This is a genomic window from Actinomadura rudentiformis, assembly GCF_008923185.1.
Classification (GTDB): domain Bacteria; phylum Actinomycetota; class Actinomycetes; order Streptosporangiales; family Streptosporangiaceae; genus Spirillospora; species Spirillospora rudentiformis.
This window is the reverse complement of the sequence record NZ_WBMT01000023.1, coordinates 83770-109395: the sequence shown is the minus strand read 5'-3', so window position 1 is coordinate 109395 and position 25626 is coordinate 83770. Positions and strand designations below refer to the sequence as shown.

23 protein-coding genes are annotated in these 25626 nt (G+C 71.2%); 12 read left to right on the top strand and 11 right to left on the bottom strand.

All coding sequences use genetic code 11. The features are described from left to right. Positions 1 to 142 precede the first annotated feature (142 nt). Positions 143 to 2149, top strand: a complete 2007-nt coding sequence (locus F8566_RS39340) for a SpoIIE family protein phosphatase (RefSeq protein WP_151567533.1) — start codon at positions 143 to 145, stop codon at positions 2147 to 2149. Between the two features lie 41 nt (positions 2150 to 2190). Then, on the top strand, positions 2191 to 2709 hold the full coding sequence (locus tag F8566_RS39335; protein WP_192810088.1) for a DUF6328 family protein: 519 nt from the start codon (positions 2191 to 2193) through the stop codon (positions 2707 to 2709). Positions 2710 to 2806: 97 nt separating this feature from the next. Here F8566_RS39335 and F8566_RS39330 read toward each other — a convergent pair whose 3' ends face one another. Then, positions 2807 to 4042 (bottom strand): S8 family peptidase, encoded by a 1236-nt coding sequence (locus F8566_RS39330; protein WP_151567531.1) that lies wholly within the window; start codon positions 4040 to 4042, stop codon positions 2807 to 2809. Between the two features lie 294 nt (positions 4043 to 4336). Beyond that, positions 4337 to 5785 (bottom strand): proline--tRNA ligase, encoded by a 1449-nt coding sequence (gene proS, locus F8566_RS39325; RefSeq protein WP_225993921.1) that lies wholly within the window; start codon positions 5783 to 5785, stop codon positions 4337 to 4339. A gap of 76 nt (positions 5786 to 5861) precedes the next feature. Here proS and F8566_RS39320 point away from each other — a divergent pair, with 76 nt between their 5' ends. The 7 genes from F8566_RS39320 to F8566_RS39290 are packed head-to-tail and all read left to right on the top strand — an operon-like array spanning position 5862 to position 12802. Beyond that, the gene (locus tag F8566_RS39320; RefSeq protein WP_151567529.1) at positions 5862 to 7559 is read left to right on the top strand and encodes a proline--tRNA ligase; all 1698 of its coding nucleotides are present in this window, start codon (positions 5862 to 5864) and stop codon (positions 7557 to 7559) included. 31 nt (positions 7560 to 7590) lie between these two features. Further along, positions 7591 to 8535, top strand: a complete 945-nt coding sequence (locus tag F8566_RS39315; protein ID WP_151567527.1) for an NAD-dependent epimerase/dehydratase family protein — start codon at positions 7591 to 7593, stop codon at positions 8533 to 8535. Next, positions 8532 to 9839, top strand: a complete 1308-nt coding sequence (locus F8566_RS39310; protein WP_225993920.1) for a glycosyltransferase — start codon at positions 8532 to 8534, stop codon at positions 9837 to 9839. Before F8566_RS39315 ends, F8566_RS39310 begins: the two co-directional genes overlap by 4 nt. Continuing rightward, positions 9790 to 10491, top strand: a complete 702-nt coding sequence (locus F8566_RS39305; protein ID WP_225993936.1) for a hypothetical protein — start codon at positions 9790 to 9792, stop codon at positions 10489 to 10491. Before F8566_RS39310 ends, F8566_RS39305 begins: the two co-directional genes overlap by 50 nt. Continuing rightward, a complete protein-coding gene (locus tag F8566_RS39300) occupies positions 10488 to 10844 on the top strand; it encodes a hypothetical protein (RefSeq protein ID WP_151567523.1) in 357 nt (118 codons plus the stop codon). Before F8566_RS39305 ends, F8566_RS39300 begins: the two co-directional genes overlap by 4 nt. Beyond that, on the top strand, positions 10844 to 11962 hold the full coding sequence (locus F8566_RS39295) for a glycosyltransferase family 4 protein (RefSeq protein ID WP_151567521.1): 1119 nt from the start codon (positions 10844 to 10846) through the stop codon (positions 11960 to 11962). Before F8566_RS39300 ends, F8566_RS39295 begins: the two co-directional genes overlap by 1 nt. A 3-nt stretch (positions 11963 to 11965) precedes the next feature. Beyond that, entirely contained in the window at positions 11966 to 12802 is an 837-nt protein-coding gene (locus F8566_RS39290; protein ID WP_151567519.1) for a hypothetical protein, read from the top strand. A gap of 3 nt (positions 12803 to 12805) precedes the next feature. Here F8566_RS39290 and F8566_RS39285 read toward each other — a convergent pair whose 3' ends face one another. The 7 genes from F8566_RS39285 to F8566_RS39255 form a co-directional block, all read right to left on the bottom strand. Beyond that, positions 12806 to 13345 (bottom strand): YceI family protein, encoded by a 540-nt coding sequence (locus F8566_RS39285; RefSeq protein ID WP_151567517.1) that lies wholly within the window; start codon positions 13343 to 13345, stop codon positions 12806 to 12808. 28 nt (positions 13346 to 13373) lie between these two features. Continuing rightward, positions 13374 to 15317, bottom strand: coding sequence for a zinc ribbon domain-containing protein (locus F8566_RS39280; RefSeq protein ID WP_151567515.1), 1944 nt, complete (start codon positions 15315 to 15317; stop codon positions 13374 to 13376). Between the two features lie 486 nt (positions 15318 to 15803). Next, positions 15804 to 16766, bottom strand: coding sequence for a VanW family protein (locus F8566_RS39275; protein ID WP_192810087.1), 963 nt, complete (start codon positions 16764 to 16766; stop codon positions 15804 to 15806). 123 nt (positions 16767 to 16889) lie between these two features. Continuing rightward, positions 16890 to 18101 carry an amidohydrolase family protein gene (locus F8566_RS39270; RefSeq protein WP_151567511.1) on the bottom strand — a complete coding sequence of 404 codons (1212 nt, stop codon included), beginning with the start codon at positions 18099 to 18101 and terminating at the stop codon, positions 16890 to 16892. Then, entirely contained in the window at positions 18098 to 19393 is a 1296-nt protein-coding gene (locus tag F8566_RS39265; RefSeq protein ID WP_151567509.1) for an amidohydrolase family protein, read from the bottom strand. Before F8566_RS39265 ends, F8566_RS39270 begins: the two co-directional genes overlap by 4 nt. Positions 19394 to 19422: 29 nt before the next feature. Further along, positions 19423 to 20268 carry an SDR family NAD(P)-dependent oxidoreductase gene (locus F8566_RS39260; RefSeq protein ID WP_151567507.1) on the bottom strand — a complete coding sequence of 282 codons (846 nt, stop codon included), beginning with the start codon at positions 20266 to 20268 and terminating at the stop codon, positions 19423 to 19425. Further along, positions 20261 to 21043, bottom strand: a complete 783-nt coding sequence (locus F8566_RS39255) for an acetoacetate decarboxylase family protein (RefSeq protein WP_151567505.1) — start codon at positions 21041 to 21043, stop codon at positions 20261 to 20263. Before F8566_RS39255 ends, F8566_RS39260 begins: the two co-directional genes overlap by 8 nt. A 289-nt stretch (positions 21044 to 21332) precedes the next feature. Here F8566_RS39255 and F8566_RS39250 point away from each other — a divergent pair, with 289 nt between their 5' ends. Next, positions 21333 to 21950 (top strand): TetR/AcrR family transcriptional regulator, encoded by a 618-nt coding sequence (locus F8566_RS39250; protein WP_151567503.1) that lies wholly within the window; start codon positions 21333 to 21335, stop codon positions 21948 to 21950. Here F8566_RS39250 and F8566_RS39245 read toward each other — a convergent pair. Continuing rightward, positions 21947 to 22168: a DUF6158 family protein gene (locus F8566_RS39245; protein ID WP_151567501.1), complete on the bottom strand. Its 222-nt coding sequence runs from the start codon at positions 22166 to 22168 to the stop codon at positions 21947 to 21949. The two genes, F8566_RS39250 and F8566_RS39245, sit on opposite strands and share 4 nt — an antisense overlap. Before the next feature lie 127 nt (positions 22169 to 22295). On the opposite strand from F8566_RS39245, the gene F8566_RS39240 reads away from it, so the two are divergent. Together F8566_RS39240 and F8566_RS39235 are read left to right on the top strand one after the other, a co-directional pair. Further along, positions 22296 to 22739, top strand: a complete 444-nt coding sequence (locus F8566_RS39240) for a 2,4'-dihydroxyacetophenone dioxygenase family protein (protein ID WP_225993919.1) — start codon at positions 22296 to 22298, stop codon at positions 22737 to 22739. Continuing rightward, positions 22736 to 23935, top strand: coding sequence for a cytochrome P450 (locus F8566_RS39235; protein WP_151567499.1), 1200 nt, complete (start codon positions 22736 to 22738; stop codon positions 23933 to 23935). The genes F8566_RS39240 and F8566_RS39235 overlap by 4 nt, the downstream gene beginning before the upstream one ends. 11 nt (positions 23936 to 23946) lie before the next feature. Here the strand turns inward: F8566_RS39235 and F8566_RS39230 are convergent, their stop codons facing one another. Next, positions 23947 to 25545: a bifunctional phosphatase PAP2/diacylglycerol kinase family protein gene (locus F8566_RS39230; protein ID WP_225993918.1), complete on the bottom strand. Its 1599-nt coding sequence runs from the start codon at positions 25543 to 25545 to the stop codon at positions 23947 to 23949. Positions 25546 to 25626: the final 81 nt, after the last annotated feature.

Here is a 25626-nt window from a genome sequence, read left to right as displayed (position 1 = left end):
ACAGGCGTTGTGCCCGCACTAGGCCAGGCGTGCGCAACAGGAATAGGCTGCTGCGGACGGCGACCAAGAGCAGCGGGGAAGTTTGATCGAGTACGGGCCCTGACCCCGCCTGCCTCGCCGACGAGCACTTGGAGCACCGTACATGGCCGAACAGCTCGAACCAGAGACGATCCTGCGCGAGATCAGCGATCTCGAGGGCCGGATCGAAGAGCTGCGGCAGGCTGCCAACATGCCCGTGCCCGATCTGCGGGCCACGCTCGACGCGGCCCTGGTCGAGCTGGAGCTCGCGCTGACGGCGCTGCGCACGATGGGCGTCGACCAGGCCAACGCGGCCGGTCGTTCGGCGACCGCCGAGACCGAGCGCCGGGTGCTGCGCACCGTCTTCCAGGACGCCCCCGTGCCGCTCTTCCTGCTGGACCGCGACGCGGGCGTGCGCCGGGTCAACAAGCAGGCCGCGGCGATGCTGGGCACGTCCCCCGGCTATGTCTCCGGTAAGCAGTTCATCGCTTTCTGTGACCTTCCCGCCCGCGCGGCGCTACGGTCACAGCTGGCCGCGGTCGTCCGGACCGGCCGGCGACGCCGCACCGAGGTCCGGTTCCTGGGCCGGGAGCATCCGGTCGACGCGATGGTCACCATGGCCCGGGTGTGGATCCGCGGGGAGCCCGATCCGATGATCGTCGTCGCGGCGGGTGCCACCGCTGTGCCCGACGGCCCGGCGGACGACGAACGGCCCACGCGGACCGCGACACCCGCCGCTGGGACCGCCGGCGGCGCGGCTCGCGAGGCCGCACCCCTCAGCGACGACCGCGACGACGAGGTCATGGCCGCGCTGGTGCACCGGATGGACGTGCTCGCCACGGCTTCCGAGCTGCTGCTCGACGAGCCCGTGTTCAACGAGAACGTGGCGGTCCGCCGCTGCGCACGGCTGCTGACCGCCGAGATGACCGAATGGGTCTTCATCGACCTCACCCCGCCCCGCGCCGGTCCGGCCTCGGCAGGCGGGACGGGCGCGCCCGGCGCGGCCGGCCATGAGGCGAACGGTGATCTGCGGCGCGTGGTGGTCATGGGCCAGCCCGACGAGCACGGCGAGGAGACCGTGCACAGCCTGGAGCAGCTCGCCCCCGAGCCCGGCACCCTGCCCCACACGGTGTTCACCACCCGGCAGAGTGCGCTGCGGCCGCATGTGGAGGACCTCGACCTCCTCGGCGTCTGCGCCGACGGCCAGCCGGCCTGCGTCAAGATGGGCGCGACCTCCGTCCTGTGTGTGCCGGTCGAGGACGGCGACCGCTGCATCGGGACGATCACGCTCGCCAGCAGGGGCGAGCACGGCCCCCTCGACCTGCTCGACCTGGGTGTGGCACAGCGGCTCGGGCGCTTGCTGGCCCTGGTCATCCGAGCCTCCCGGCTCTACCAGCGCCGGGACGAGATCGCCGTGTCCCTGCAGGCGAGCCTGCTGCCGCAGCGGCTCCCCCAGATCCCCGGCGTCGAGGTGGCAGGGCTCTACCGCGCCGCCACGCACGGCATCGAGGTCGGCGGCGACTTCTATGACGTCTTCCCGGCGGCCGGCGGCGGTTGGGGCATGGTCCTCGGCGATGTCTGCGGCAAGGGACAGGAGGCGGCCGCGGTGACGGCCGCGGCCCGGCACGGCGTGCGGGCGCTGTCCGGCTGGAAGTCCGATCCAGCCGAGGTGCTGTCCATGGTCAACCAGGCGCTGCTGGACGAGGAGCGCTTCGTGACCGCGGTGATGGCCGGGCTGACGGTCGGCGGGGAGGGCATGAAGGCGACCCTCGCCTCGGCGGGTCATCCGCCGGCGATCGTGATCCGGCCCGACGGAATGGTCCGGTACGCCTCCAGCGGCGGCGTGCCGCTCGGCCTCTTCGAGGACTTCGAGGTGGGCACGCAGGTGATCGAGCTCGCCGCGGGCGACACCCTGTTCCTCCACTCCGACGGCGTACTGGACGCGTGCGACATGTCCCGGCGGCAGTTCGGGCAGGAGCGGCTGCTGGAGGTGTTGGCGGGACACGCCGCCGCCCCCCTGCAGGAGATGCTGAACGCGGTGGAACAACGGTTGATCGACTATTGCGACGGCGATCTCCGGGACGACGTGTCGATGCTGGCCGTGCGCAGGCAGCCCACGCCCCTCAACTGAGGCGTAAGTGAAATCTGCCATTTCGGGGGTATTTGCCCCCCATGGGAACCGCATCACCGCCCGCCGCCAAGCCGCCTGGATCGCAGAACCCCCGTAACGAGACCGAGCACGAACGCCTCGACCGGCAACTCATGGAGTTGCTCCAGGGCTTCCGGGTCGCGGTCACGGGGGTGCAGGTGCTCTTCGCCTTCCTGCTGACCGTGCCGTTCGCCCCCGGGTTCGGCCGGGTGGACGACAGCGGCAGGGCGCTGTTCTACGTGGCTCTCTTCGGGGCGGCACTGGCGTCCATCTGCTTCATCGCCCCGACCATCCAGCACCGCATCCTGTTCCAGCAGAACCAGAAGCCGTTGCTGATCAGGCGGGCCAACCGGTTCGGGATCCTCGGCGCGGTGGCGCTCGCGTTCTCCATCGCCTCCTCCACCACTCTGATCGTCAAGACCCTGGGCGGAGCCGAGCCGGCCCTCGCCACGGCGATCGTGGTCGTGGTGCTGTGCACCTGGGCCTGGTTCGTCCAGCCCCTGCTGACCCGGCGCACGGTGGAGCACAAGAACCGGTCCTGACCCTGTGGGCCCGGAAGCCAGGGGCCGAAAGCCGGGGACCCGAGCGGGGTGCCCCGCCGCCGCGCACGACGGGACACCCCTCACCGGATGGTCTCGATCAGCTGCCGACGTAGAGGAGCTTGTCGGGCGAGCCCGTGCCCGGGTTCGTCACCGCACCGGGGGTCGCGTTCGTGCCCAGCGCCTCGGCCACCTGCTCCGGGGTCGCCGCGGTGTTGCCGGACAGGTAGAGCGCCGCCGCGCCCGCGACGTGCGGGCTGGCCATCGACGTGCCGTTCGCACTGCGCGAGGCGTTGTCGTCGGTGACCCAGGCCGAGGTGATGTCCGAGCCCGGCGCGAAGATGTCCACGCACTGGCCGAAGTTGGAGAACGACGAGCGGGCGTCCTGCTCGTCGGTGGCCCCAACGGTGATCGCCTCGGGCACGCGGGCCGGCGAGGAGCCGCACGCGTCCTGGTTGTCGTTGCCCGCGGCGAGCGCGTAGGTCACGCCGGACGCGACCGACTTCTTGACCGCGTCGTCCAGGGCCTCCGAGACCCCGCCGCCGAGGCTCATGTTCGCCACGGCCGGCTTCTTGGCGTTCTTGGTGACCCAGTCCACGCCGGCGATGACGCCCTCGGTGGAGCCGCTGCCCTGGCAGCCGAGCACCCGGACGGCGACGACGTTCGCCTCCTTGGCCAGGCCGTACTCCTTCCCGGCGATCGTCCCGGCCACGTGCGTGCCGTGGCCCTGGCAGTCGGTGGCGTCGTCGTCGTTGTCGACGAAGTCGTAACCGCTGGTGGCCCGCCCCCCGAAGGTCGAATGGGTGAGCCGGACGCCGGTGTCGATGACGTAGGCGTTGACGCCCTTGCCCGTGGCGCCGGGGTTGTAGGACTTGTCGAGCGGGAGCTTGCGCTGGTCGACCCGGTCCAGGCCCCACGAGGGCGGGTTGGCCTGCGGGGCGGCCGGAACGGCCGAGTTGATCTTGAAGATGCGGTTCTGCTCGACGAACGCGACATCCGAGCGGGCGGCCATGCGACGCGCCTGCTTCCCGTCGAGCCGCACCGAGAAGCCGCGGACGGCGGTGCGGAAGACCTTGCGGACGGTGCCGTCGTGCTTGCTCGCAAGCGAGCGGGCGACGGCCGGAACGCCCTTGTCTCGGGTGTCGGCGGTGTCCTTCAGTACCACGATGTAGTCGCCCGGCACGGCGTTGGGAGCACCGGCGTAGCGGACGACGCCCTCCTCAGACAACTGAGCCTGTGCGAGGGCCTGGGCGGGGAGCGCGACACCGATGGCCAGTGCCGCAGTGGCGATGACGGGCGTTGCGAGGGATCGCCTCGACTTCGACGCCTTACTCATTCGCGGGTGCCTCCTGGGGGAGCGGGGGGACTTCTCCACGCGCGTCGCCGCGGTGGAGTCGATCACGAAGCACCACATGTTGCGCATATAGCCCCAAAACCCGGCAAGAGTTCCATGGCGAACAGGGACCACATTGGCCACATGCGGACACATCTGCCGGTAAACCGATGCACGCTGTCAAGCGACGTGCTAACCCGCGCGCAATGAAAAAGGCGGGTCCCTCCTCACCGGATGAGGAGGGACCCGCCGAAGATCTTGACCGGGAGGTCAGGAGAACCCGGACGACCGGTTGCTTTAGTAGGCCCTGCCGAAGATCACACGCTTCCCGTACGCGGACGGACGGCCGCACTTCACGCACTCGCCGGTCTCCTCCGGCGCGTCAGCCGGGATGACCCGCGGCGTCGCGGCGGTGTCGGCCTTGATCTCGTCCTCGCACTCCGGACGGCCGCAGTGGAAGACGTCCGCCCAGCCTGTGGCCACCTGCCCGGTGAAGGCCTCCCACGTGTCGACCGCGGCTGTGTGCTCGTCGCGGAAGGCCTCCGCGCGCGCCAGCAGGAACGACTGGAAGTCGGCCAGGATGCCCGGCAGCAGCTCGGGCACCTTCTCCAGCGGGATCTGCTCCTTGCCCTGGCCCTCCACGGTCGGGAGGCGCCGGGCGAGCGTGGCCACGCCGTTCTCGATGTCGCGCTTGCCGAGCTCGATGCGGACCGGGACGCCGCGCATCTCCCACTCGTTGAACTTGAACCCTGGCGACAGCTGCGGCCGGTTGTCGTCCACGTGCACGCGGATGCCCATCGCCTTGATCGCGGCACTCAGCTTGCGCGCCTCGGCGGCGGCCTGCTCGCCCTGCTCCTTGCGGCCGATCGGGACGATCACGACCTGGTACGGAGCCAGCCGGGGCGGCAGCACCAGGCCCTTGTCGTCGCCGTGCGTCATGATCACGCCGCCGATCATGCGGGTGCTCATGCCCCAGGACGTGGTGTGGGCGAGCTGGAGCTTGCCGTCCTCGTCCTGGTACTGGATCTCGAACGCCTTGGCGAAGTTGGTGCCCAAGTAGTGCGAGGTGCCGGACTGCAGCGCCCGCCCGTCCCGCATCATGCCCTCGACCGTGAACGTGCGGACGGCCCCGGCGAACCGCTCGCCCGGGGTCTTCTCGCCCGCCACCACCGGGATCGCGGCCAGCTCGCGCGCGACCTGGGCGTAGGCGTCCAGCGCCCACATGGTCTCGCGCATCGCGTCGTCCTCGTCGAGGTGCGCGGTGTGCCCCTCCTGCCAGAGGAACTCGGTGGTACGCAGGAACAGCCGCGGCCGCATCTCCCAGCGGACCACGTTGGCCCACTGGTTGAGCAGCAGCGGAAGATCACGGTGGGAGTCGATCCATTTGGCCATGTACTCGCCGATGACCGTCTCGGAGGTCGGCCGCACGACCAGCGGCTCCTCCAGCTCCTTGCCGCCGGCGATCGTCACCACGGCCAGCTCCGGCGAGAAGCCCTCGACGTGCTCGGCCTCCCGCTTGAGGTAGGACTCCGGGATGAACATCGGGAAGCACGCGTTGTCGTGCCCCGAGTCCTTGATCCGCCGGTCCAGGTCGGCCTGGAGCAGCTCCCAGATCCGGTACCCGTACGGCCGGATGACCATCGTGCCCCGCACCGGTCCACGGTCGACCAGCTGGGCCTGCACGACCAGCTCGTTGTACCAGGCGGAGAAATCCTCGCTCTGCGGCGTCACACCTTCTCGACTCACGGCAATGAGGGTACTAAGTCAAGCGACATAGCCAGGACTCAATGGCCCTTCGGTGCCTCGCTGTTATGGTCCGCAAATGCGCTGGTCCCAAACCTTCACCCCGACCTTGAGGGACGATCCGGCCGAGGCCGACGCCCCCAGCCACCGCCTGCTGCTGCGCGCGGGCTATGTGCGGCAGCTCACGGCGGGTCACTATTCGCTGCTTCCGCTGGCGGTCCGGGTGCGATCCAAAATCATCCAGATCGTCCGGGAGGAGATGGCCCGGATCGGGGCGCAGGAGATGTTGCTGCCCACCATGCATCCGGCCGAGATCTGGCAGCGGTCGGGCCGCTGGGAGCTCATGGGCCAGGAGATGTTCCGGCTGAAGGACCGGCGCGGCGCGGATCTCGCCCTCGGCATGACGCACGAGGAGATCTTCGCGACGATCGCCCAGGAGCTGAGCTCCTACAAGCAGCTCCCCCAGCAGTGGTACCAGTTCCAGACGAAGTTCCGGGACGAGCCGCGCCCCAAGAGCGGCCTGCTGCGGGTCCGCGAGTTCACCATGAAGGACGCCTACAGCTTCGACATCGACCAGGCAGGGCTGGACGCCTCGTTCGAGGCCTACCACGGCGCCTATGTGCGGATCTTCGAGCGGCTCGGCATCCCCGCGATCCCGGTCGACGCGTCCAGCGGGACCATGGGCGGGTCCGGCTCGACGGAGTTCATGTGCCCCGCCGAGATCGGCGAGGACCTGGTGGTGCACTCCCCCGCGTGCGGCTACGCGGCCAACATCCAGAAGGCGACGTCCCGCCTGCCAAAGCCGGACGACGGGCCCGGCGAGCCCGCTCCCGAGCCGTTCGACACGCCCGGTGTCCGCACGATCGAGGACCTGGCCACCGGCTACGACGCGTCCGGCGACCGGCAGATCAAGACGCTGGTCTACCTGCTGGAGGGCCGCCTCACGCTGGTGCTCCTCCGCGGCGACCATCCGCTGAACGAGCAGAAGCTCGTCGATGCGACCGGCGCGACCTCGATCCGGGCCGCCGCGCCCGAGGAGATCCAGGACGCGCTCGGCGCCCTGCCGGGCAGCCTCGGCGCGGTCGGGGTCACCGGCCATCCGGTGATCGCGGATGAGGCCCTGCGTGGCCGCCGCGGCATGTTCACCGGCGCCAACACCGACGACGTGCACCTGCGCGGGGTGGACGTCGACCGGGACATCCCGGTCGGCACCTGGGCGGATCTGCGCGAGGTGGCCGCCGGGGAGCCCTGCCCGCGCTGCGGCGAGCCGCTGCGGATCGAGCGCGCGATCGAGGTCGGCCACATCTTCAAGCTGGGCGACCGTTATGCCCGCGCGCTGGGCGCCGAGGTGCTGGACCCGGACGGCAAGCGGGTGCCGCTGGTCATGGGGAGCTACGGCATCGGGGTGGAACGGGCGATGGCCGCCATCGTCGAGGCCCACCACGACGACAAGGGGATCGTCTGGCCGGTCGCGGTCGCACCGTTCCAGGTGGCCGTGGTGATCGCCCAGTCCGACGACGCGGAGACGGCCGCCGCTGCCGAGGAGATCTACGCCGGGCTCGGCGCCGCCGGGATCGAAGTGATCATCGACGACCGGGCGGAACGGGCCGGGGTGAAGTTCCGCGACGTGGAGCTCACCGGCATCCCGTTCCGGATCACGGTTGGCAGGCGCGGGCTGGCCGAGGGCATGGTCGAGGTGACCACCCGCGCCACCGGGGAGACCGTCAAGGTGCCGCCTTCCGAGGTCGTGGCGCATGTGGAGACCCTCTTGTCCTAATGTGCACGCTTGCTTGTCCTAATGTGCAGGGATGCGTGTGGTGGTGACGGGAGCGGCCGGGTTCATCGGGAGCCATATGGCCGAGGCGCTGGCCGGGGCCGGGCACGAGGTGCTGGCCGTGGACGCGCCGGACCGTTCGCTCACGCCGGAGATCGCGGCGCGGACCTGGGCCGCCCTCGCGGAGACGCCGGGGGTGACGCCGATCGAGGCCGATCTCGCGGAGGACGATCTCACCAAGCTCGGCGAGGCCGACTCCGTCGTGCACCTCGCCGGACGTCCCGGCGTCCGCACGTCCTGGGGCGCGGGCCGGGCGGCCGTCCGGCGTGACAATGTGATCGCCACCCGGCGGCTGCTGGAGGCGTGCGCGGAGCGGCGGCCCCGCGTGGTCGTGGCGTCGAGCTCGTCGGTCTACGGGTCCGCGCACCACCATCCCCACCGCGAGGACGCCCCGCTCGCCCCGGCCAGCCCGTACGCGCGCAGCAAGGCCGAGGTCGAGCGGCTGACCGTCCGCGCCGCCCGGGACGGCCTGCCCGCGGTCCTGCTGCGCTATTTCTCCGTGTACGGGCCGCGGCAACGTCCCGACATGGCGTTCCACCGGTTCGTCGAGGCGGCGCTGGACGGGCGTCCGCTTCCGGTCTTCGGCGACGGGCGGCGGTCGCGCTCGTTCACCCATGTCCGCGACGTGGTGGCGGCCACGGTGACGGCCGCCGGGGCCGAGCTGCGGCCCGGGATCACGATCAACATCGGGCACCCCGAGCCGGCCTCGGTACGGACGGCGATCGGGCTGATCACCGGCGCCCTCGGTGTGGCCGCCGAGATCAAGACCGAGGAGCCGGTGGCCGGCGACGCCGAACGCACCTGGGCCGACACCGGCCGGGCGGCGCGGCTGCTGGGCTGGTCGGCCCGGACCGGTCTCGCCGAAGGCCTGCTCGACCAGATCGCCTGGCACCGGTCGCTCCGGGCGGGCGCCCGATGATCCGCCACCGGGCCGCGTACGTGGCGTTCGACCGCTTCCCCTCCAGCAAGGGCTCGGCGGTGCATATCGCGCAGATGGCCGACGAGCTGTTCGCGCACTTCGGCGGCGGGCTGCTGGCGGCGCTCGGCGGGGGCGGGCTGCCGCGCTACCAGCGGGAGGGCGGCCGGGAGATCGCGCGGTTCGAGGCCGAGGTCCCGAACCTGATCGACCGCGCGGAGGCGTTCTCCGGCTGGGTCGCCGGCCATCTGGAGCCGCACCTGGCGTCGCTGGAGGTCTGCCACGTCCGCGACCCGTGGGGCGCGCTGCCCGCCGTCACCGCGCCGGGGCGGCGGCATCGCGTGGTGTTCGAGGTCAACGGGCTGCCCTCGATCGAGATGCGGCACACCTGGCCGCTGACCGCCCCCAGCACGCTGGCCAAGATCCGCGAGCTGGAACGCTTCTGCCTGGAGCGCAGCGACGCGGTGGTCGTGCCGTCGAACGTGATCGCCGACGCGGTCGGTCGGCTCGGCGTGCCGGACACCAAGATCACACTGGTGCCGAACGGCGCGGAGGCGGCAGGCCGGCCCGCCCGCCCGGCGACCGCCCCCGCCCGCTACCTCGTGTACGTCGGCGCCCTCCAGCCGTGGCAGGGGCTCGACGTCCTGCTCCGCGCGTTCGCCCGGCTGGCCGATCTGCCGGACCTGCGGTTGGTGATCTGCTCGTCGGTGCCGGAGCGGCGCGCCAAGCCGCTGCGCCGCCTGGCCGAGCGCCTCGGGGTGGACGGCCGGGTCGACTGGCGTTTCACGCTGCCGCACCACGAGGTCGCGGCCTGGCTGGCGAACGCGGAGGTGTCGGTGGCGCCGCTCACCGGCTGCGCCCGCAACCTCGACCAGGGCTGCGCGCCGCTCAAGGTGCTGGAGTCGATGGCGGCGGGCACCCCGGTGGTCGCCTCGGACCTTCCCGCGGTCCGGGAGCTGATGACCGACGGCGAGCACGGCCGGCTGGTCCCCGCCGACCGGCCCGCACCGCTGGCCCGCGCGATCCGGATCCTGCTGGAGTATCCCGGCGAGGCCAGGGCCATGGGCGAGCGCGCAAAGCGGCGGATCTCAGACGGCCTGACCTGGCCACACTCGCGCGCTCGCCTCGCGGCGGTTTACCGTACGATCGCGCCGACGATGGGGGTGGCGGGTGTTCTGGCGGAGACAGAAGGCAGCGATCGAGAAGTTCCACCCGCTGCACCAGGCGCTGATCTGGCAGCGGGGGCTGTCGGTGACCATGCGGCCGGGCGAGTGGGAGCAGCTGATCCAGAGCCTGGCCGGGCATGACGCGGCGGTCCGGCGGCGCAAGTGGGCTCCGCCCGACCGGGTGCGCACCGTTCTGGTGCCGCTGATCCGGGTGTTCGCCGCCGACATGCGGCCGGACGGGATGCTGGGCGTCACCGCCGATCTCCGTGGGCCGAACGTGCAGGGCAAGCTCTCGCCCATGCAGACGTTCCCCGGAAACCGCCACCGTGTCCGCAAGATCGAGGAATGGTGGGCATGGGACCCGTGGCTGCGGCTGCGCGCCGAGCTGCGCGACGGCAGCGTGCTGGAGCTCACGGTCGTCGACCGGATCCGGTACCGCAAAGTCCACAAGACCAGCCAGAGCGGCAAGTACAAGACCAAGACGAAGACCAAGACGGTGCAGCGGGTGAACGTCTCGCGGAAGCTCCCCGAGGGCGCCGTCACGCAGCGTCCGGCCACGCCGCCGCCGCAGTGGATGACGGTCAAAGTACGCGGCGGAGCCGCGCCGGGGGGCGTGGGGGGTCGTCCCCCCTCGGAGGGCACAGTACGAGGCGGAGGGCGCACGCTGATCCGGGCCGGTGCCAAGCTCATGGGCGGTGGGGACGAACGCGCGCTGCCCGAGCAGATCCTGCATGTGACGACCGAGCTGTTCCGGTGGACGCCGCCGGGCAGCGCGACGAGGAGGACCGGGTGACCCCCTGCACCGTGACCACCGGCTTCTTCGTGCTGGGCCGATGTGGCCAGGCGGCTGTCGCGTCCTGCCCGCAGTGCAGCCGCCCGATCTGCGCCACGCACGTGGACGCGCACGGGTTGTGCCCGGAGTGCGCCACGGCCGCGGGATACGGCGCGCGGGACCCGCATGACCCGCGCTGGGTCGGCGCCTACCGGCGCTATCACTATCAACGCAGCTCGCAGACCTACAGCGACGCGACCTGGTACGCGTGCCTCGACTCGTACGACCGGGGCACCTTCAACCCGGGCGACGACTGGTCGTCAGGGTCGGGCGACCACGGCACGGACGACGACGGCGGGTTCGTGGACAGCTGATGGCACGGATCCTCTGGCTCACCGAGCACTACCCGCCGAGCCAGGGCGGGATGGCCCAGTCGTGCGACCGCATCGTGCGGGGCCTGCGCGCCGCGGGTGTGGAGATCGACGTCGCGCACCTCACGCGGCGCGCCCGGCCGTGGAAGATCGAGCGTGAGCACGGCGGCCGCCTGCTCACGGCCCCGCTACAGGATGACCCGGAGCACGCTCTGCGGCGGCTCTGGACGGTCCTGGCGGCCGATGAGACCTCGTACAGCCACGTCGTCGCGTTCGGCGGCACCTACGCGATGCTCGGCGCCCCGATGTACGCGTCGCTGCTGCGCGCTCCGCTGATCACGCTCCTGCGCGGCAACGACATCGACATCGGCCCGTTCTCGATGCGGCGCCGTGACGTGCTGCGGGACGCGCTGAACGCCTCGGCGCGGGTCTGCGTGGTCGCCCGCTCGCACCGGCCCCTGATCGCCGCATTGGCGCCGGACACCGCCGTGACGTGGGTGCCTAACAGCGTCGACATGACCGACTGGCGGATCCTCCCCTCCGAGCGCGACCGGGCACGCAGGTGGCGCGCCGGGCACGTCGCCTCCGGGCGGCGCACGATCGGGCTCATCGGGCAGCTCAAGAACAAGAAGGGCGTGGGCTTCCTCCTCGACGCCCTCTGGGCCTCCGGCCACGCCGAGGCGTTCCACCTGCTGCTGGTCGGCGAGGTCGAGGAGAGCGTCACGGAGTGGCTGGCCCAACGCGGCGATGCCGTTCCGCACTCGGTCCTGCCATTCATGGAGCGGTACGAGCTGCCGTCCGTCTACGCCTCTTGCGACCTGGCCGCGCTGCCGTCGTTCTATGACGGGATGCCGAACGTGGCGCTGGAGGCGGCGGCGCTCGGGGTGCCGCTGCTGGCTTCGGACGCGGGCGGCCTGGCCGACGTGGCCGACGACGAGATCGGTTTCACCTTTCCGGCGGGCGACGCGCACGCCTGCCGGGCCGCGATCGACCGGGCGGCCCGGGCGGCCGAAGCGGAGCTGGCCAAGCTCGGTGCGGCCGGCGAGCAGCGCGTCCGCCGGGACTTCACTCCGGCCAACGAGACGGCGGGTTACCTGGCCGTCCTCGACGAGGTGGGCTGACCGTTGATCGTCTGCTGTGTGCACGGCGGCGGGCTCGGCCATCTCACCCGGATCCGGGCGGCGTTGCACACCCTCGGCTGGGACGAGCCGGTGACGCTGCTGTCGGACTCGCCGTTCGCCGCCGACGAGCGCGTGGTCGGCGATCTGCCGGTGCTGCGGCCGCCGCACGGCCTGGACCGCTCCGGCCTGACCCGCTGGACGGCGGACACACTGGCCGCCCTGGCCCCCCGGGACCTGATCATCGACGCGTTCCCGGCTGGGCTCCGCGGCGAGCTCACGGCGTCCGTGATCCCGGCCGGGACGCGCGTGGTCCATCTGGCCCGGCTTCTGCGCTGGGAGAACTACCAGCCGGTCCTCCCGGCCGACCCGCCGCGCTTCGACCTCACGTTCGTCCTCGAACCGCTGGCGCCCGAGCACCACGCGCACCTGGAGGCCGTGTCGCGCGAGATCGCTCCGTTACGGCTCACCGATCCACCTGCACGACCTGCCGGGGATCCGCCGGGCCCGACGGGCTGGCTAATCGTCCATTCGGGTCCGGACGAGGAGATCCTGGAACTCGTCGCCTACGCCCAGGAGACGGCCGCGCTGGAGGGGCTCCGCCCGGATCTCATCCTCGTGTCCCCACGCCGCCCCGACGCGCTGCCCGACGGCGTCGAGCACCTGGACGTCTATCCGGCCTGGCCGCTGGCCGGCCGGGCAACGCGGATCATCACGGCCGCCGGGTTCAACGTCGTCCGCCAGTTCGCCCCTTGGCGCGACCGGCACCGGCTGGTCCCGTTCCCGCGCACGCTGGACGACCAGTTCACCCGTGCGGCACGCCATCAGGGTCCCGTCGGCTAGCGCTCACCCGAGGGTCAGGTCGAAGGAGACCTCGATCTCGTCGGCGAGCTTGAGCGCGCCGAAGAAGGCCGAGTAGGGCTTGACGCCCCAGCGGGTCTGCCGGATGGTCGCGCCGCCCTGGAGACGGCCGTCCGTCACCGCCGCCTGCACGGCCAGCGACTCGGACCGCCCCATGATGGTCAGCTCGCCCTCGACCGTGAACTTCTCGGCCGACCCCTCCACCGCTGTGGACCGGAATGTGATCGCCGGATGGCGGTCCACCTGCAACACCTTGCGCAGGTTCTTCTTGATCTCGCTGCGGTCGGAGTCGGAGAGGGGAAGCACGCCACCCGTCCCCTCCCGTACCTCCAAGGCGTCCACCTCGACGGTCACCTCGACCGAAGAGGTGCCGGCGGAGTCGGCGATCGTGGCGGTCCCCGACCACCGGGTGGCCTCGATCGTGAGGTCGTGACCGGCGCGACGCCCCAGCCCGCTGCGGCTGGTCCTGAGCACCAGCCGCCCGTTGTCCGGTCCCAGCTCGTACGTGCCCTCGTTCAGCGACATGCGCCCACCCTAAGACTTGTCCCGCTATTCATCCGGGTGGATTTGGCGGGTTGCGGCCGGTGCGGTGTCCGAGCTTTCCGGCGTGGTCACGCTGGTGGCGTGTCTCATCCGGGGTTGTCCGGGTCCGCTGGTCGGCGATTCGGCGAGCAGAGGCCCCGCCCCGGTAACTGCGAGTGCGGCTCGCGGGTGGGGCTGCCACGCGGCTCGGCCCCAGGTGGGGTTTCGGGCTCGGTGTGGTTGACTCGCGCAGGGCTTCTTCCAGCCCCTGTCCGTACACGATTCGGGCGTGCCTGGAGGCGGTGGTGTCCAGGTATGCGGTGGTGGGATCGTCAGGGTCGGTCAGGGTGACGAACGCGGCGAGTGCGGCCGAGGTCAGGTCGCGGTCGCCGGTCAGCCCGCAGGCGGCGCACCGGTGCTGGCGATCCCGGAGGGTTTTGGTGACGCGTGCGCCGCACAGGCAGTGCTGGGACAGCGCGGTCGTCCACGTCGAGGCCCGCAGCAGGCGGCCCCCGGCCGAGCCGCATTCGGTGGCCAGAGCGGAGATGAGCATGCCGGGCGTGGTCTGGGCTAGGCGGCGCCCCCAGAGCCGGTACCAGGTGCGGAGGTCGCAGTCCTCGATCGTCAAGACCGGGCCATGCACGGCGATGATGTTCCGGGCCAGGGCCCGCGCGCGGTGGCGTTTGTGCTCGGCAGCCGACGCGGCGGCCTCGGCGATACGGGACCGAACCCGGTGGTAACCGCCGGAGAGTTCGTCGCGGCGGTAGGCCTGCTTGGGGACGCCGTCGGCGCGGGCGGCGCGCGCCCCGCCCAGCACCGTCACCTGTTTGGGCTCCAGACCGTGCTCAGCGCGGCGGGCGGCACGTTCGGCCTGTTTCTTCGACAGGCCGTACTGCCGGGCGTTGGTGGCGCGGCGTGAGCGTTCCAGCGCCCGCGCCCGGCCCTTGCTCTTGCGGGCCTGTTTCTCCAGCCGGGCGCGTTCCTGATCGGAAAGCTCGATCCGGGTGGAGGTGGGCTGGCCGTCGGCGGGGTCGACGGTGGCGGGCAAGGACACGATCGACAGGTTGGACACGTTGCCGTCCACGCCGCCCACCCGGCCGAGCCGGGCGGCTCGGTCGCGCATCACCCGCACCGCAGGCGAGGCATCGCCCGGCCCGAGGATCATCAGGTGCGCCTCGTACACCCAGCCGCCCGGTGCCGACGCCTTCCTGCGCCGCACCAGGTCCACCTTGTGCCACTGGCCGGGGTCAGCCAGGAAATGCTCTAGCCGCGCTCGCCGCCCTGGGCCCTGTGGCAGCCGTACCGGCAGCACCAGATCACCCCGGGTGCCAGTCGGACCTCCCGCGAAGACCACCGCGAACGGCCCGTCGTGGTCCCACCAGGTCGCCTTGCGCATCTGGGGCTCACCGCAGGCAAGGATCTTGCCGGTCGCGACGGTGCTGCCATCGGGGAGCGCCGGAACGGGCATTCGCCGGGGCTGCATCAGGCTTACGCCGCGCGTGTAGGCGTCCAGGTGACCTTGCAGGGTGCCGACCAGCCGGAACGTCTCCCACTTGTTGACCTTGGTGTGGGATCGGGCGCGGCCGGGGATGCGGGTGAAGTCCCACCACGTCCCCGCCTTCGGGCGGCCGAACCGGCGGCCCGTGGCGTCGGGAAACATATGCCGGTCCACTCCGGCCCACACCTGGTCGGCCATATGCATCACCAGCGCCTTGGACACGTGATGCTTCAGATGCCCCGACCGTTCCAGATGCCGGTAACCGCACCGCTCCAACCCTTCCCGCGACAGGCCCAGCCGCGCACGCGCAGCCTTACCGCCATCCCCGTCCCGCTCATGCTTGGCAGCCCAGTACGCGTCCACCCTGGCGCGGGCATCACGCTGCACTGCCCGCTTCACGGACCACATCGCGGCGAACAACGTCTCCACCCGGACCAGATCACCCGGATCGGTCACCGCCAACGGAAGCACCAGCACCGACACCTCATCCGGCCGCCGCCACGCCGGCGCCTTGTTCCGCCCCCGAAACCGGCGCGAAACCGCGACCGGAGCGGCAGATGAGGCGGCCATGACGGGGCGGTCCTTTCACCAGGAAATACGGGCCGGTGGTGACGACACGGCAAGCATCACCGAACGTACACGACCCCACCCACACCGTCACACAACCTCTGCAACGCCCCGCGTGTGGTCCCGATCACACATCTGAATATCACGACCAGCCAAAAACGCCGTTACACTCCCTGACCGGCCTGCACCCGCGCCAGTTCTCACCAACTCATCGAGAACATCCGCAGCCGCGGTGCCGTCGCCGAACACACCTCATCACCCGCCTCAAAAACTGGCAGATCCTCCGCCAATACCGCCGCCACGTGACGGCATCGACCCTTCCGGCACGAGGAATCGCAACCCTGCACAACCTCAAGACCTGTGTCGCCGAACTACGGGACAAATCTTGGAGACGTCTTAGGCACAGCGCACCCGAGCCTGGGGACCGTATGTCGTGTGGAACTTCTCCCGGCGCACCTGGCGGCCGTCGCTCTTCAGAGTGCGCCACACGTCGATCTGGAAGCCCCTGCCTCCGGTCATGGGGATGCAGCGAGGGCCGCGGACGACCGCCGAGGTGAACGGGACGAACGCGTAAGGCTGGGAACGCCGGGTGCGGACCTCGTACCGGCGCGTGCCCCACAGGCTGACGGTCAGCGAGGCGTGGGTGTACGAGGCACGGATCAGCACCGGCCGCCCTGTGTCGTTGCGCCAGGTGAAGTCGAGGCCGGGGTAGGCGACCGCCGCCTCGCGGCCCTGGGGGTAGTCCGGCATCCACATCGAGTGGGGACGCCACTTGCGGATCTTCAGCCCGCCCTGGAAGACGGCGTTGAACAGCGTCGCCGAGACCTGGCAGATCCCGCCGCCGACGTCGTCCACCATCCGGGAGCCGACGATCGCGGGCGCCGGGACGTAACCCCGGCCCCGGGTGCGGGGGCCGACGACGCGGTTGAACGAGAAGACGGCGCCGGGACGGACGAGCGTTCCGTCGAGCCTGCGCGCACCGATCTGGATGTTGCGGACGCGCGGCTCGCCGGCCTTGAAGCGCGTCGTGTACGTGCTGATCAAGCGATGGATGCCGGGCGGCGGTGTGTCCGATGCGGACCGGGCGGCACTGGCCGGCGGGGTCGTCGCGGGCCGCACGGGACGTTCGGCAGCTGACGCATTCGGCGAACGCGGGCCTAGGCCGGCCACCAGGCCTATGCCCGCCACCAGATAGGTGCCGAGCAGGATCGCCGTGACCGCGAGCGCGCCGGCGACGAACGGCCACCAGCGGAGCGCGCACTCTGCCAGGCCGGGCTGGTCACCGTGGACCCGCGGGGGATCCTCGGCACCGCGATGCCTGCCGTGTCTGGCGGGCCCGGTCCTTCTCGCCTCACCCACAGCGTGGCCACACCTCCCCGAAGCGACGAGCCGTGACGGTCCTGACAGCCGGGGGGAGAGCACACAGCGTGGCACGGCGCCGCGGAGGCGGCGGCGCCGACGCGCGATCTATCTAGTGAAGCTTTACCAGGCGCGAATGATCGTCTCCAGGTTGAAGACCGGGCTGGTGGCGCCCTCGGGCAGCTCGGTCAGCGGCTGGGCGAGCTCCTCTTCTGACGGGCCGACGCGATCGGCGTGGGGGCGCAGCGCGTCGAGGTCGAAGCCGTACACCCGTGCCGCGTTGCCGGCGAGAATGGCGGTCTTCTCCTCCGCCGGCACGTCGTGGAACGTCCGGCGCAGGGCTTCGCGGCTGTAGGGGAACGTGCCCTCGTCATGTGGGAAGTCGCTGCCCCACATGAGCCGTTCGACCCCGATCTCGTGCCGCAGCGGGGTCTCCGACGGCTTCATGAAGGTGGCGCCGACGTAGCAGTTGCGCGCGAAGTACTCGCTCGGCTTGAGCGAGAGCCGCGAGGCCGCCGGGCCGCCGAACTTCGCCTCCGCCGTCGCGTCGCCGGAACGGAAGCGCGAGTAGTAGTAGTCGAGCGTCTTCAGAACCCCGGGGATCCAGTCGGAGCCCTGTTCGGTCAGCACGAACCGCAGATCCGGGTGGCGTTCGAAGACCCCGCCGAAGATGAGATGCCAGAGCGCGCGGTGCGCGTACCAGCTGACCTCGACGATGAAGACGGCGAGCGAGACCGGGTTGGGCTCCAGGCCGGGCGCACCCGTGCCGCCGTGGTGGTTGACGGGCATGCCGAGCTCGGCGCACGTCCGCCAGATCGGGTCGTATACCTCCGAGTGGAGCGGCGGTACGGATGCGCCGGGTGGAACGCCGGGGACGAGCACGCCGCCGGTCAGCCCGGCCGCGTGCGCCCACCGGATCTCTTCGACCGCGTCGTCCACGTCGTTCAGCATGATCTGCGCGACCCCGGCACGGCGCCCGGGTGCCTGCGCGCAAAAGTCGGCCATCCACCGGTTATGCGCCCGGAGGCCCGCCGCGAGCCGCTCATACTCCCCCGGGGCCGGATGCGGCGCGGTGAGGTTGGCCATGGGGAAGAACGGCGCGATCGTGTTGGGGAAGAGCACTTCGGCGACGATGCCGTCCTCTTCCAGCTCGCGCAGGCGCCGGTCGGAGTCCCAGTTGCGGGTGGCCTCGGGCGCCTGCAGGTCGGCGAAGGGATTCACGTAGCCCTTCGCCCAGGCGTCGAACTCGTCGTGCAGCCGCGACTCCAGATACGGCCGGTAGTCGAGCAGGTCGGCGCCTGCGTGCGAGTCAGCGGAGATGACAAGCTGGTTCATCGAGCCCTCCTGGCGGCTCCGACGACGGCCGGGACATCGGGGCCGGTCAGCCAGTGGCGACCGGTCTCGCGGGCGGCGTTCCAGATCGAGGTGTCGGCCTTGTCCTGGCCGAGGTCCTGCGGGGTCGGGCCGATCCGGTCGGCGAGCGGCCGGAGCCCGGCGGTGTCGAAGCCGTAGGTCTGCGCTGCGGTCAGCCCCAGCATCGCACGGGCCTCGTCGACGGGGATGTCGGCGAACGCGTGGGCCAGCCAGTCACGGGTGTGCGGCCAGGTGCCCTCGGGATGGGGGAAGTCGTTCCCCCACAGGAGGTTGCCGACGCCGATCTCGTACCGTTGCGACAGCTCGCGGCGCTTCGGTGTCGACATGCCGATGAAGCAGTGCGCGTCGAAGTACTCCGACGGCCTGCGCTTCATGTGCTCGCCGAACGAGGCGAGCTTCTGGGTGCCGTGCTCGCGGTCGTACGCGACGTCCATCTGCCACAGCAGGCTGCCCGCCCACCAGGCCCCGGCCTCGGTGACCCCGAAGCGCAGCCCGGGAAAGCGCTCGAAGACGCCCGTCCAGATGAGGAACCACAGCGGCCGGGCGGACCACCAGACCACCTCGGTCACGTACAGCCCGAGGTGGGTGCCCAGCTCCTGCCGCGGCGCGGCTCCGACGTGCGTGTGAGCGGGCAGGCCCAGCTCTTCGCACACCGCCCACACCGGGTCGTACGCCTGGTCGTGGTACGGCTTCTCCCCCTCCCCCCACATCGACGGGATCATGACGCCGCCGCGCAACCCGTCCGCGTGCGCCCGCCGGATCTCCGTCACGGCGCCGGGCACGTTCCCCACGATCGGCGCGACGATGACGCCCCTTCGCCGTGCCGGGGAGTCCTGGCACAGCCCGGCCAGCCAGCGGTTGTGCGCCCGGGCGCCCGCGAGCGCCAGCTCCGGCTCGTACTCCGCGCCGACCATCCCCAGCCCGGCCCCGAACGGGGCGGCGGTGCTGCCCGCCACGGCATCGGCGTCCGGGAAGATGACCTCGCCGACCACGCCGTCCTTGTCGAGCTCGCCATCGCGCTTGGCCGCGTCCCAGCCGGCACGTAGTTCTTCCTCGTGCTCCTCGAACCAAGCGCCCGCGAACTCCTCGTTCTGCAGGCCCAGCTGCTTGCGGGCGTCGGCGATGGCCGTCTGCTGGGCGAGGAAGGCGTCGAACGCCTCGTGCTGCGCGGGGTCCAGATACGGGCGGTACTGCTCGGTCGGCAGCCCGGCGTGCGTGTCCGCCGAAATAATCAGATACGGGTCGTTCGTCATGCCGCTCTCCTCGTTCAGCAGCGCTCAATTCATTGCAGGTACGTAGGGGCTGATCGGGCGCGCATGGATTCGGCGCGGGCGTGGATCATGCTGTCGGTGCGTTCACTGGGCGGCAGGATCCAGAAGCGGCCCGCCCGCACTCCCTCGACCACCTGACCGGCGACCTCCTCGACCGGCGTGAACTCCGGCTCCAGGCCGTGCGCGCGCATCGCCTCGGCGACCTCGTCGGCGGTCCGCGGGGCCGGGCCCGCCGTCGTGCGCGCGTACCGCTCGGGCCGGTTGCGTTCGGCGGTGAAGATCCCCGTCCGCAGCATGTGCGGTCCCGGGAAGAGCACGGACACCCCGATCTCGGTCCCGCCGAGCTGCCCGTAGAGGCATTCGGACAGCGTCACCACGGCGGCCTTGGTCACCGCGTAGACGGCCGCCGACGGGATCGGCGCCACGCCTCCGTTCCCCGAGGCGGTGTTGACGACATGCCCGGCCTCTCCCGCCTCGATCATCCGGGGCAGGAACGCCCGCAGCCCGTGCAGGACGCCCAGCACGTTGACGTCGAGTCCCCACTTCCAGTCGCCGATCTCCTGCTCCCAGATCGGCGGCGCGGCGGCGGGCCCGACACCCGCGTTGTTGCACAGCACATGGACCGCGCCGTACGCGTCGTACACCCGCTGGGCAAGCGCCCGCATGGACGCCTCGGACGTCACATCGGCCACCACGCCGAGCACCCCGAGCTCCGCGGCCGCCTTCGACAGCGCGGGCTTCTCCACGTCCGCGAGCACCACCCGCATGCCCTCGGCGGCGAACGCCCGTCCCATCGCCAGCCCGATGCCGCCCGCGCCCCCCGTGACCACGGCGACCTTCCCCCGCAGCTCAAGCATCGAGAACCTGCATCGGGTCGTCGTAACGCTGGTGAACGAACGGCAGCACGGCCTCCGCCGCCACGCGCTCGACGATCCGCCCCTCCTGCACGGAGGTGCGCTCCCCGAGCGTGATGTCCACAAGCCGCCGCACCGGCAGGTCCGCCACCGGGTCGTACGGCGATTCGTTGAGGACGACCTCACCCTCCACCCGGTGGAGCGACCGCGTCCTCCCCCGCCGCGTGCAGTGCACAAGCGCCGCGTCACCGTCCAACCCGCTCCCGTCAGGCGCGGGCAGGAACTTGAAGTAGAAGTCCAGGTTCTCGTGCTCGCCTGGTAGCGGCAGCTCCTCCGTCACCTCACCGCCCACGAGCACGAACGAGACACCGTGCCGCGTCAGCCCGGCGCTCACATGGTCGCCGGACCTGCGCACCACCACCTCGCCGAGCTTCTTGGGCTCCCCGAAGACCTCCCGCCCGCCGATCAGCGCCCGTTCGGTCGTCATCGGCATGACGAGGGGATAGTCGCCCTCCTGCCCGTTGTGCACGGCCCGCACGGCGACCGATCCGGCCCCCAGCACATGCCCGCCGGGCAGGTCCACGCGGCTGATCGTGGCCCGCACGAGCGGCCGCGCCGCCGGCTTGAGCGGCGGCGGCAACACCTGGGCGACGGCGTCGGGATCGCTCTCCCACAGGGCGATGACCCCGGTGGACCAGATGTCGGGAATCCGGGCCCGAGCCTCCCGCGCAGCCCGGAGCTCCTCAGCGGTACGCGGACCATAACGGACACGGGCCATAGGGACGGCACCCCTCTCCACGAGGTCTCTGTAACACCGTTACAGAGACCCCCGCCCCCGCCAACCCCTCCCGACCGCATCCGGCCACGCCCGGCCCATCCGGGCGCAGCCCAACCAGGCCGGACGGAGTGTGTTATTGCTCTGGGATGGCAGATGAGCAGGGGCGAGAGCCCATCGAGATCGTTGTCACCCGCGAGCCCGGCTGGTGGCTCGGACTGCCGACGGGCCATCCAGGCAGTTGCATCGGGGCGACCGTCGCCGAGCACGAGCGGCCTGTCGTTCCATAACGATGAACACGCCAAGGGTCAGCCGGGAGTCGGTGCTCGACGCCGCCATGCGGCTGGTCGAGGAGCAGGGCTTCGAAGCGCTGTCGATGCGGCGGCTCGCGGCGGAGCTGGGCGTGGCGGTGACCGCCATTTACTGGCATGTCGGCAATCGGGAGGCCCTGATCGCCCAGCTGGTGGATCGGGTGCTGGCCCAGCTCGGCGACGTCGCCCCGGCCGGGCGGAGCCCCCGGCAGCGGATCATCGCGGTGGGCAAAGCGCTGCGGCGGATGATCCATGACCATCCACATGTGATCGCGCTCGTGTACGAGCATGGCCGGACCGCGTTGATGATGTTGCCGGCCGAGCGCGCGCTCGCGCGTGAGGTGGGCGCCGCCGGGCTGGACGGACGCCGGGGCGCCGTGGTGGTACGCGCCGTACTCCACCACGTGGTGGGATACGTGTTGCTGGAACGGGCGGTCAGGCGCGGTCCAGAGCAACACCCCACCACGGCCGAGTTGTGGCGGGACGCCGACGAGATCGGCATCGAACCCGGGCTCGCACGCGAACTCGGACGGCCGGTCGATCAGGACCGGCTGTTCGAGCTCTCTCTCCGCGCGCTGGTGGATGGGCTGTTGCGTTAGCGGGCGCGGGCGCCGGCGCGCAGGCGGCCGGGATCGACCTCCCGGGCCGGGCGGCGCCGGACGTACTCCGCTTCGAGCAGGTTCATGCGTTTGGTGTGTTCGCCGAACGCCTGGACGGCGGCGTGCCGCAAGGCGTCGAGCCTGGTGTCGTACAGGCTTCCCAGCTCCCGCAGAAGATCCTCGTCACTCAGCGCGCTCGGATCGACTCCCGTGGACATGTTCACCCTTTCGAATCGGCTGCCCCCCACATCGCCGAACCGTGCCCTACCCGATCTGGACGCCGACGAACCGGCACGAAAGCACACAACCCTTGCGCCCGGACTCCTCCCTACCTAGCGTTTGATCATGACTGAGACGATGGGCCCGCCGGTCGGGTTCGTGCATGCTGACGATCTTCCGTGGGTGAACGCCGGTCCGGTGGGCCTGCAGGTGTTGCGGGTGTCGCCCGACACCTGGGTGGTGCGCAACCGGTTCAAGGCGCCGTTCCAGCTGCCTGCGCACAAGCACACGGGCAGCGTGCACGCCTACACGTTCTCGGGACGGTGGAAGTACGCCGAGTACGGGATCGACTATGTGGCGGGGACGTTCATCCACGAGCCGCCGGGATCGGTCCACACGCTGATGATCGAGGAGGACAGCGACATCCTCTTCATCATCGAGGGCGCGTTCATCGAGTACGACGCGGACGGCAACATCAGCGGCGTCGTGGACGGCGAGTCGACGCTGAACGCCTACCTCGCGATGTGCGACGCGGCGGGGATCCCGCGCCCCGAAGGCATCCTCTCGTGATCCCGAAGGACTTCCCGGACGGATCGTTCGGGGAGGGGCACCCGGTCGCGCTCTACGAGCGGCTCCACGGGCGGCCGCCGGTGCGGCATCCGGAGCTGCCGCTGTGGGTCGCCGGCACGCACGCCGAGGTGATGGAGGTCGTCACCGACCCCGCGACGTACCGGTCCCGCGACGGGATCCTCATCCCCGAGATCGGGCACTCGTACGACGCGCCGCCGACGATCATGCATACGGACCCGCCGGACCACACCCGCTATCGCGGCCTGGTGGCCCCAGCGTTCCGGCCCTCGGTGCTGCGGCGGCTGGAGGGAGCCGTCCGGGACCGGATCACGGCGCTGCTGGACGCGGTGCCGGCGGACGAGCCCTTCGACGTGGTCGAACGTCTCGCCGTGCCGCTGCCGTTGCAGGTGATCTGCCTGCTGCTGGGCATCCCGGAGGCGGACTGGGAACGTTTCCACGCCTGGTCGGAGGCCATTGTCCCGGGCGCGAACCCCGATCTGACCGAGGAGGAGCGGGGCGCCCTGCGGATCGAGTGCGGCACCTACCTGATCGGTGAGGCGCACGCGCGGCGGACGGCCCCGCGCGACGATGTCATCTCCCAGCTCGCCACCCTTGAGCTGGACGGCGACAAGCTCACCGACATGGAGCTGGTCATGTTCCTCATCCAGCTCCTGGTGGCGGGGAACGAGACGACGCGGCACTCGCTCTCGGGCGGGCTGCTGGCCTTGGCCGAACGGCCGGACGAGTGGACGGCCCTGAAGTCCCGGCCGGTCGAGCTGCTGCCGGCCGCGGTCGAGGAGATCCTGCGCTGGACCTTGCCCGTCGTCTACTTCCTCCGTACGGCGAGCCGCCCGGTCACGCTGGGCGGATCGGAGATCGCCGAAGGCGACAAGGTCATGCTCCTGTACGGGGCGGCCAACCGCGATCCGGCGGCGTTCGGCCCGGACGCCGGCCGTTTCGACATCGCCCGTTTCGACACCGCGCGCAAGCCGCCGGCGCCGAACCTGGCGTTCGGATTCGGCCCGCACTTCTGCCTGGGCGCGGCGCTGGCCCGCATGGAGATCCGGCTGGTGCTGGAGGCCCTCCTGGAACGGTACGAGCGGATCGAGCCGGCGGGCGGCGCCGCGTACAACGGCTCGTCCGTGGTCGCCGGCCTCCGCCGTTGCCCGCTCTCCTTCCGACGCGGGGGTGAATAGAAGGAGAATTCTCAGCCCTGCATCCGGGGGCAGAAGACCGACAGCGCGCCGGGCTTCTTCGCGAACTTCACCACGCCCCGGACCGTTGACAGCTCACCGTCATGGGCCAGCCGGAGGTCACCCTTCGTAGCGATCAGCTCGAGCGAACCGCCGTGCCAGGACTGGTAGCCCGGAGTGATGTGCAGGTGGCCGAGCAGGACCGCGGCGAGCGCCCGGACACGGGGCACCCGTTTGCCCGTGGTGATCATCCGGATGTCGAGCCGCCCGTCGTCCAGCTGGTCCCGCCAGGTGGGCGCCGCGCCGCGCGAGCCGTACGTCCCATTGCCCACGAACGCCATCCACACCCGGCGTTTCCGGCCGTCGACCACCATCTCGATCGGCTTGGAGTGCCGGAGCGTGCGGACCGCCGCCACCGCGAGCGCGGGCCACTTGCCGAGCCGCGTCTCCAGCCGGCGGCGCCGCAGGATCAGCTCCGGATACGCCCCGAAACTGGCCGTGTTGAGAAAGATCAGGCCGTCCTCGCCCTCCCGGGATGTGATGGATCCCACATCGACCCGGGCCACACACCCCTCCCGGTACGCGGCGACCGCGTCCATGGGCGCCTCGATGCCGAGCGCACGGGCGAAGTGGTCGAACGTGCCGCCAGGGATCGGCAGCAAGGGCACGTCGTGCTTCAGGGCCGCCCGGGCCCCCGCGTTGACCGTCCCGTCCCCGCCGACGACGGCCAGCACGGTCGCCCGTTTGGCCGCCTCGTCGAGCAGTTTTTCCAGGTCCTCGTCCTGCCCGGCCCGGATGATCTCCGCAGCGGGGAACTCCCGCAACAACACCGCCACGTCCAGCTCGGTCCGGCCCGGAACAAGGCCCCGCCCCGGCGGGATCTGGCGGCCGGCGCTCCTCGACCGCCCGCCCTTCGACCGCCCGCCCTTCGCGGTCGGCTCGGCCACACCGGCCTTGCCGTTGACCACCACGACGAGGCCCTCCCCGTTCTCGGTGATCTCCACGGGCCGGGTGGTCCGGCGCGAGACGTGCGCGACCGGCGGCCGGGCCGGCCAGACCAGGCGGGTGCCCAAGCCCGCCAGCATGCCGATCCCCACCCCGGCCAGCACGTCGCCGGGGTAGTGCGCCCCCGTGTAGACCCGTGAGAAGGCCACCGCCGCCGCGGTGGCCGCCACCGGCACGGCGACCGCGCGCGGGGCCTCCATGGCCACTCCGGCGGCGAACGCGGCCGCCGAGGCGGAATGGCCCGAGGGGAAGGCGTGTGACGTGGGCAGCTTCCAGCGGATCCGGATCGGCGGGACCAGGTCCACGACCGGGCGTTTCCGGCGGAACGCCTGCTTGCCGATGATGTTGACGACCGGGCTCGCCACGGCGATCCCGATGGAGCCGCGCAGCGCGGCCCGCCGCAGCCGGGCACGCCGTGACACGGCCATCACGCCGGCCGTGGTGAACCACAGGACACCATGATCGGCGGCACGCGACAATCGAGGCAGAACGTACTCCAGCCCCGGCAGATGGGCGGCCGCGACACTGTCGAAGGCCCGCCGGTCGATCTTGCCCAGCCGCCGGAGCAGCCCCCTGCCGTGGTCAACCCGCGGCGGCTCCACGATCACGATCGGTGACCACCGCGCTCGTCTCCCGGTAATGGCACGCATGACGGGGGTATCCCCAAGGAACAGGACATGATTCCCAAA

What these genes read in the sequence shown, in the direction of transcription:
- F8566_RS39340 (WP_151567533.1), top strand. Translation starts at nt 143, where the DNA reads ATGGCCGAACAGCTCGAACCAGAGACGATCCTGCGCGAGATCAGCGAT.
- F8566_RS39335 (WP_192810088.1), top strand. Translation starts at nt 2,191, where the DNA reads ATGGGAACCGCATCACCGCCCGCCGCCAAGCCGCCTGGATCGCAGAAC.
- F8566_RS39330 (WP_151567531.1), bottom strand. Translation starts at nt 4,042, where the DNA reads ATGAGTAAGGCGTCGAAGTCGAGGCGATCCCTCGCAACGCCCGTCATC.
- F8566_RS39320 (WP_151567529.1), top strand. Translation starts at nt 5,862, where the DNA reads ATGCGCTGGTCCCAAACCTTCACCCCGACCTTGAGGGACGATCCGGCC.
- F8566_RS39315 (WP_151567527.1), top strand. Translation starts at nt 7,591, where the DNA reads ATGCGTGTGGTGGTGACGGGAGCGGCCGGGTTCATCGGGAGCCATATG.
- F8566_RS39310 (WP_225993920.1), top strand. Translation starts at nt 8,532, where the DNA reads ATGATCCGCCACCGGGCCGCGTACGTGGCGTTCGACCGCTTCCCCTCC.
- F8566_RS39305 (WP_225993936.1), top strand. Translation starts at nt 9,790, where the DNA reads ATGCGGCCGGGCGAGTGGGAGCAGCTGATCCAGAGCCTGGCCGGGCAT.
- F8566_RS39295 (WP_151567521.1), top strand. Translation starts at nt 10,844, where the DNA reads ATGGCACGGATCCTCTGGCTCACCGAGCACTACCCGCCGAGCCAGGGC.
- F8566_RS39285 (WP_151567517.1), bottom strand. Translation starts at nt 13,345, where the DNA reads ATGTCGCTGAACGAGGGCACGTACGAGCTGGGACCGGACAACGGGCGG.
- F8566_RS39270 (WP_151567511.1), bottom strand. Translation starts at nt 18,101, where the DNA reads ATGAACCAGCTTGTCATCTCCGCTGACTCGCACGCAGGCGCCGACCTG.
- F8566_RS39265 (WP_151567509.1), bottom strand. Translation starts at nt 19,393, where the DNA reads ATGACGAACGACCCGTATCTGATTATTTCGGCGGACACGCACGCCGGG.
- F8566_RS39260 (WP_151567507.1), bottom strand. Translation starts at nt 20,268, where the DNA reads ATGCTTGAGCTGCGGGGGAAGGTCGCCGTGGTCACGGGGGGCGCGGGC.
- F8566_RS39255 (WP_151567505.1), bottom strand. Translation starts at nt 21,043, where the DNA reads ATGGCCCGTGTCCGTTATGGTCCGCGTACCGCTGAGGAGCTCCGGGCT.
- F8566_RS39250 (WP_151567503.1), top strand. Translation starts at nt 21,333, where the DNA reads ATGAACACGCCAAGGGTCAGCCGGGAGTCGGTGCTCGACGCCGCCATG.
- F8566_RS39245 (WP_151567501.1), bottom strand. Translation starts at nt 22,168, where the DNA reads ATGTCCACGGGAGTCGATCCGAGCGCGCTGAGTGACGAGGATCTTCTG.
- F8566_RS39240 (WP_225993919.1), top strand. Translation starts at nt 22,296, where the DNA reads ATGACTGAGACGATGGGCCCGCCGGTCGGGTTCGTGCATGCTGACGAT.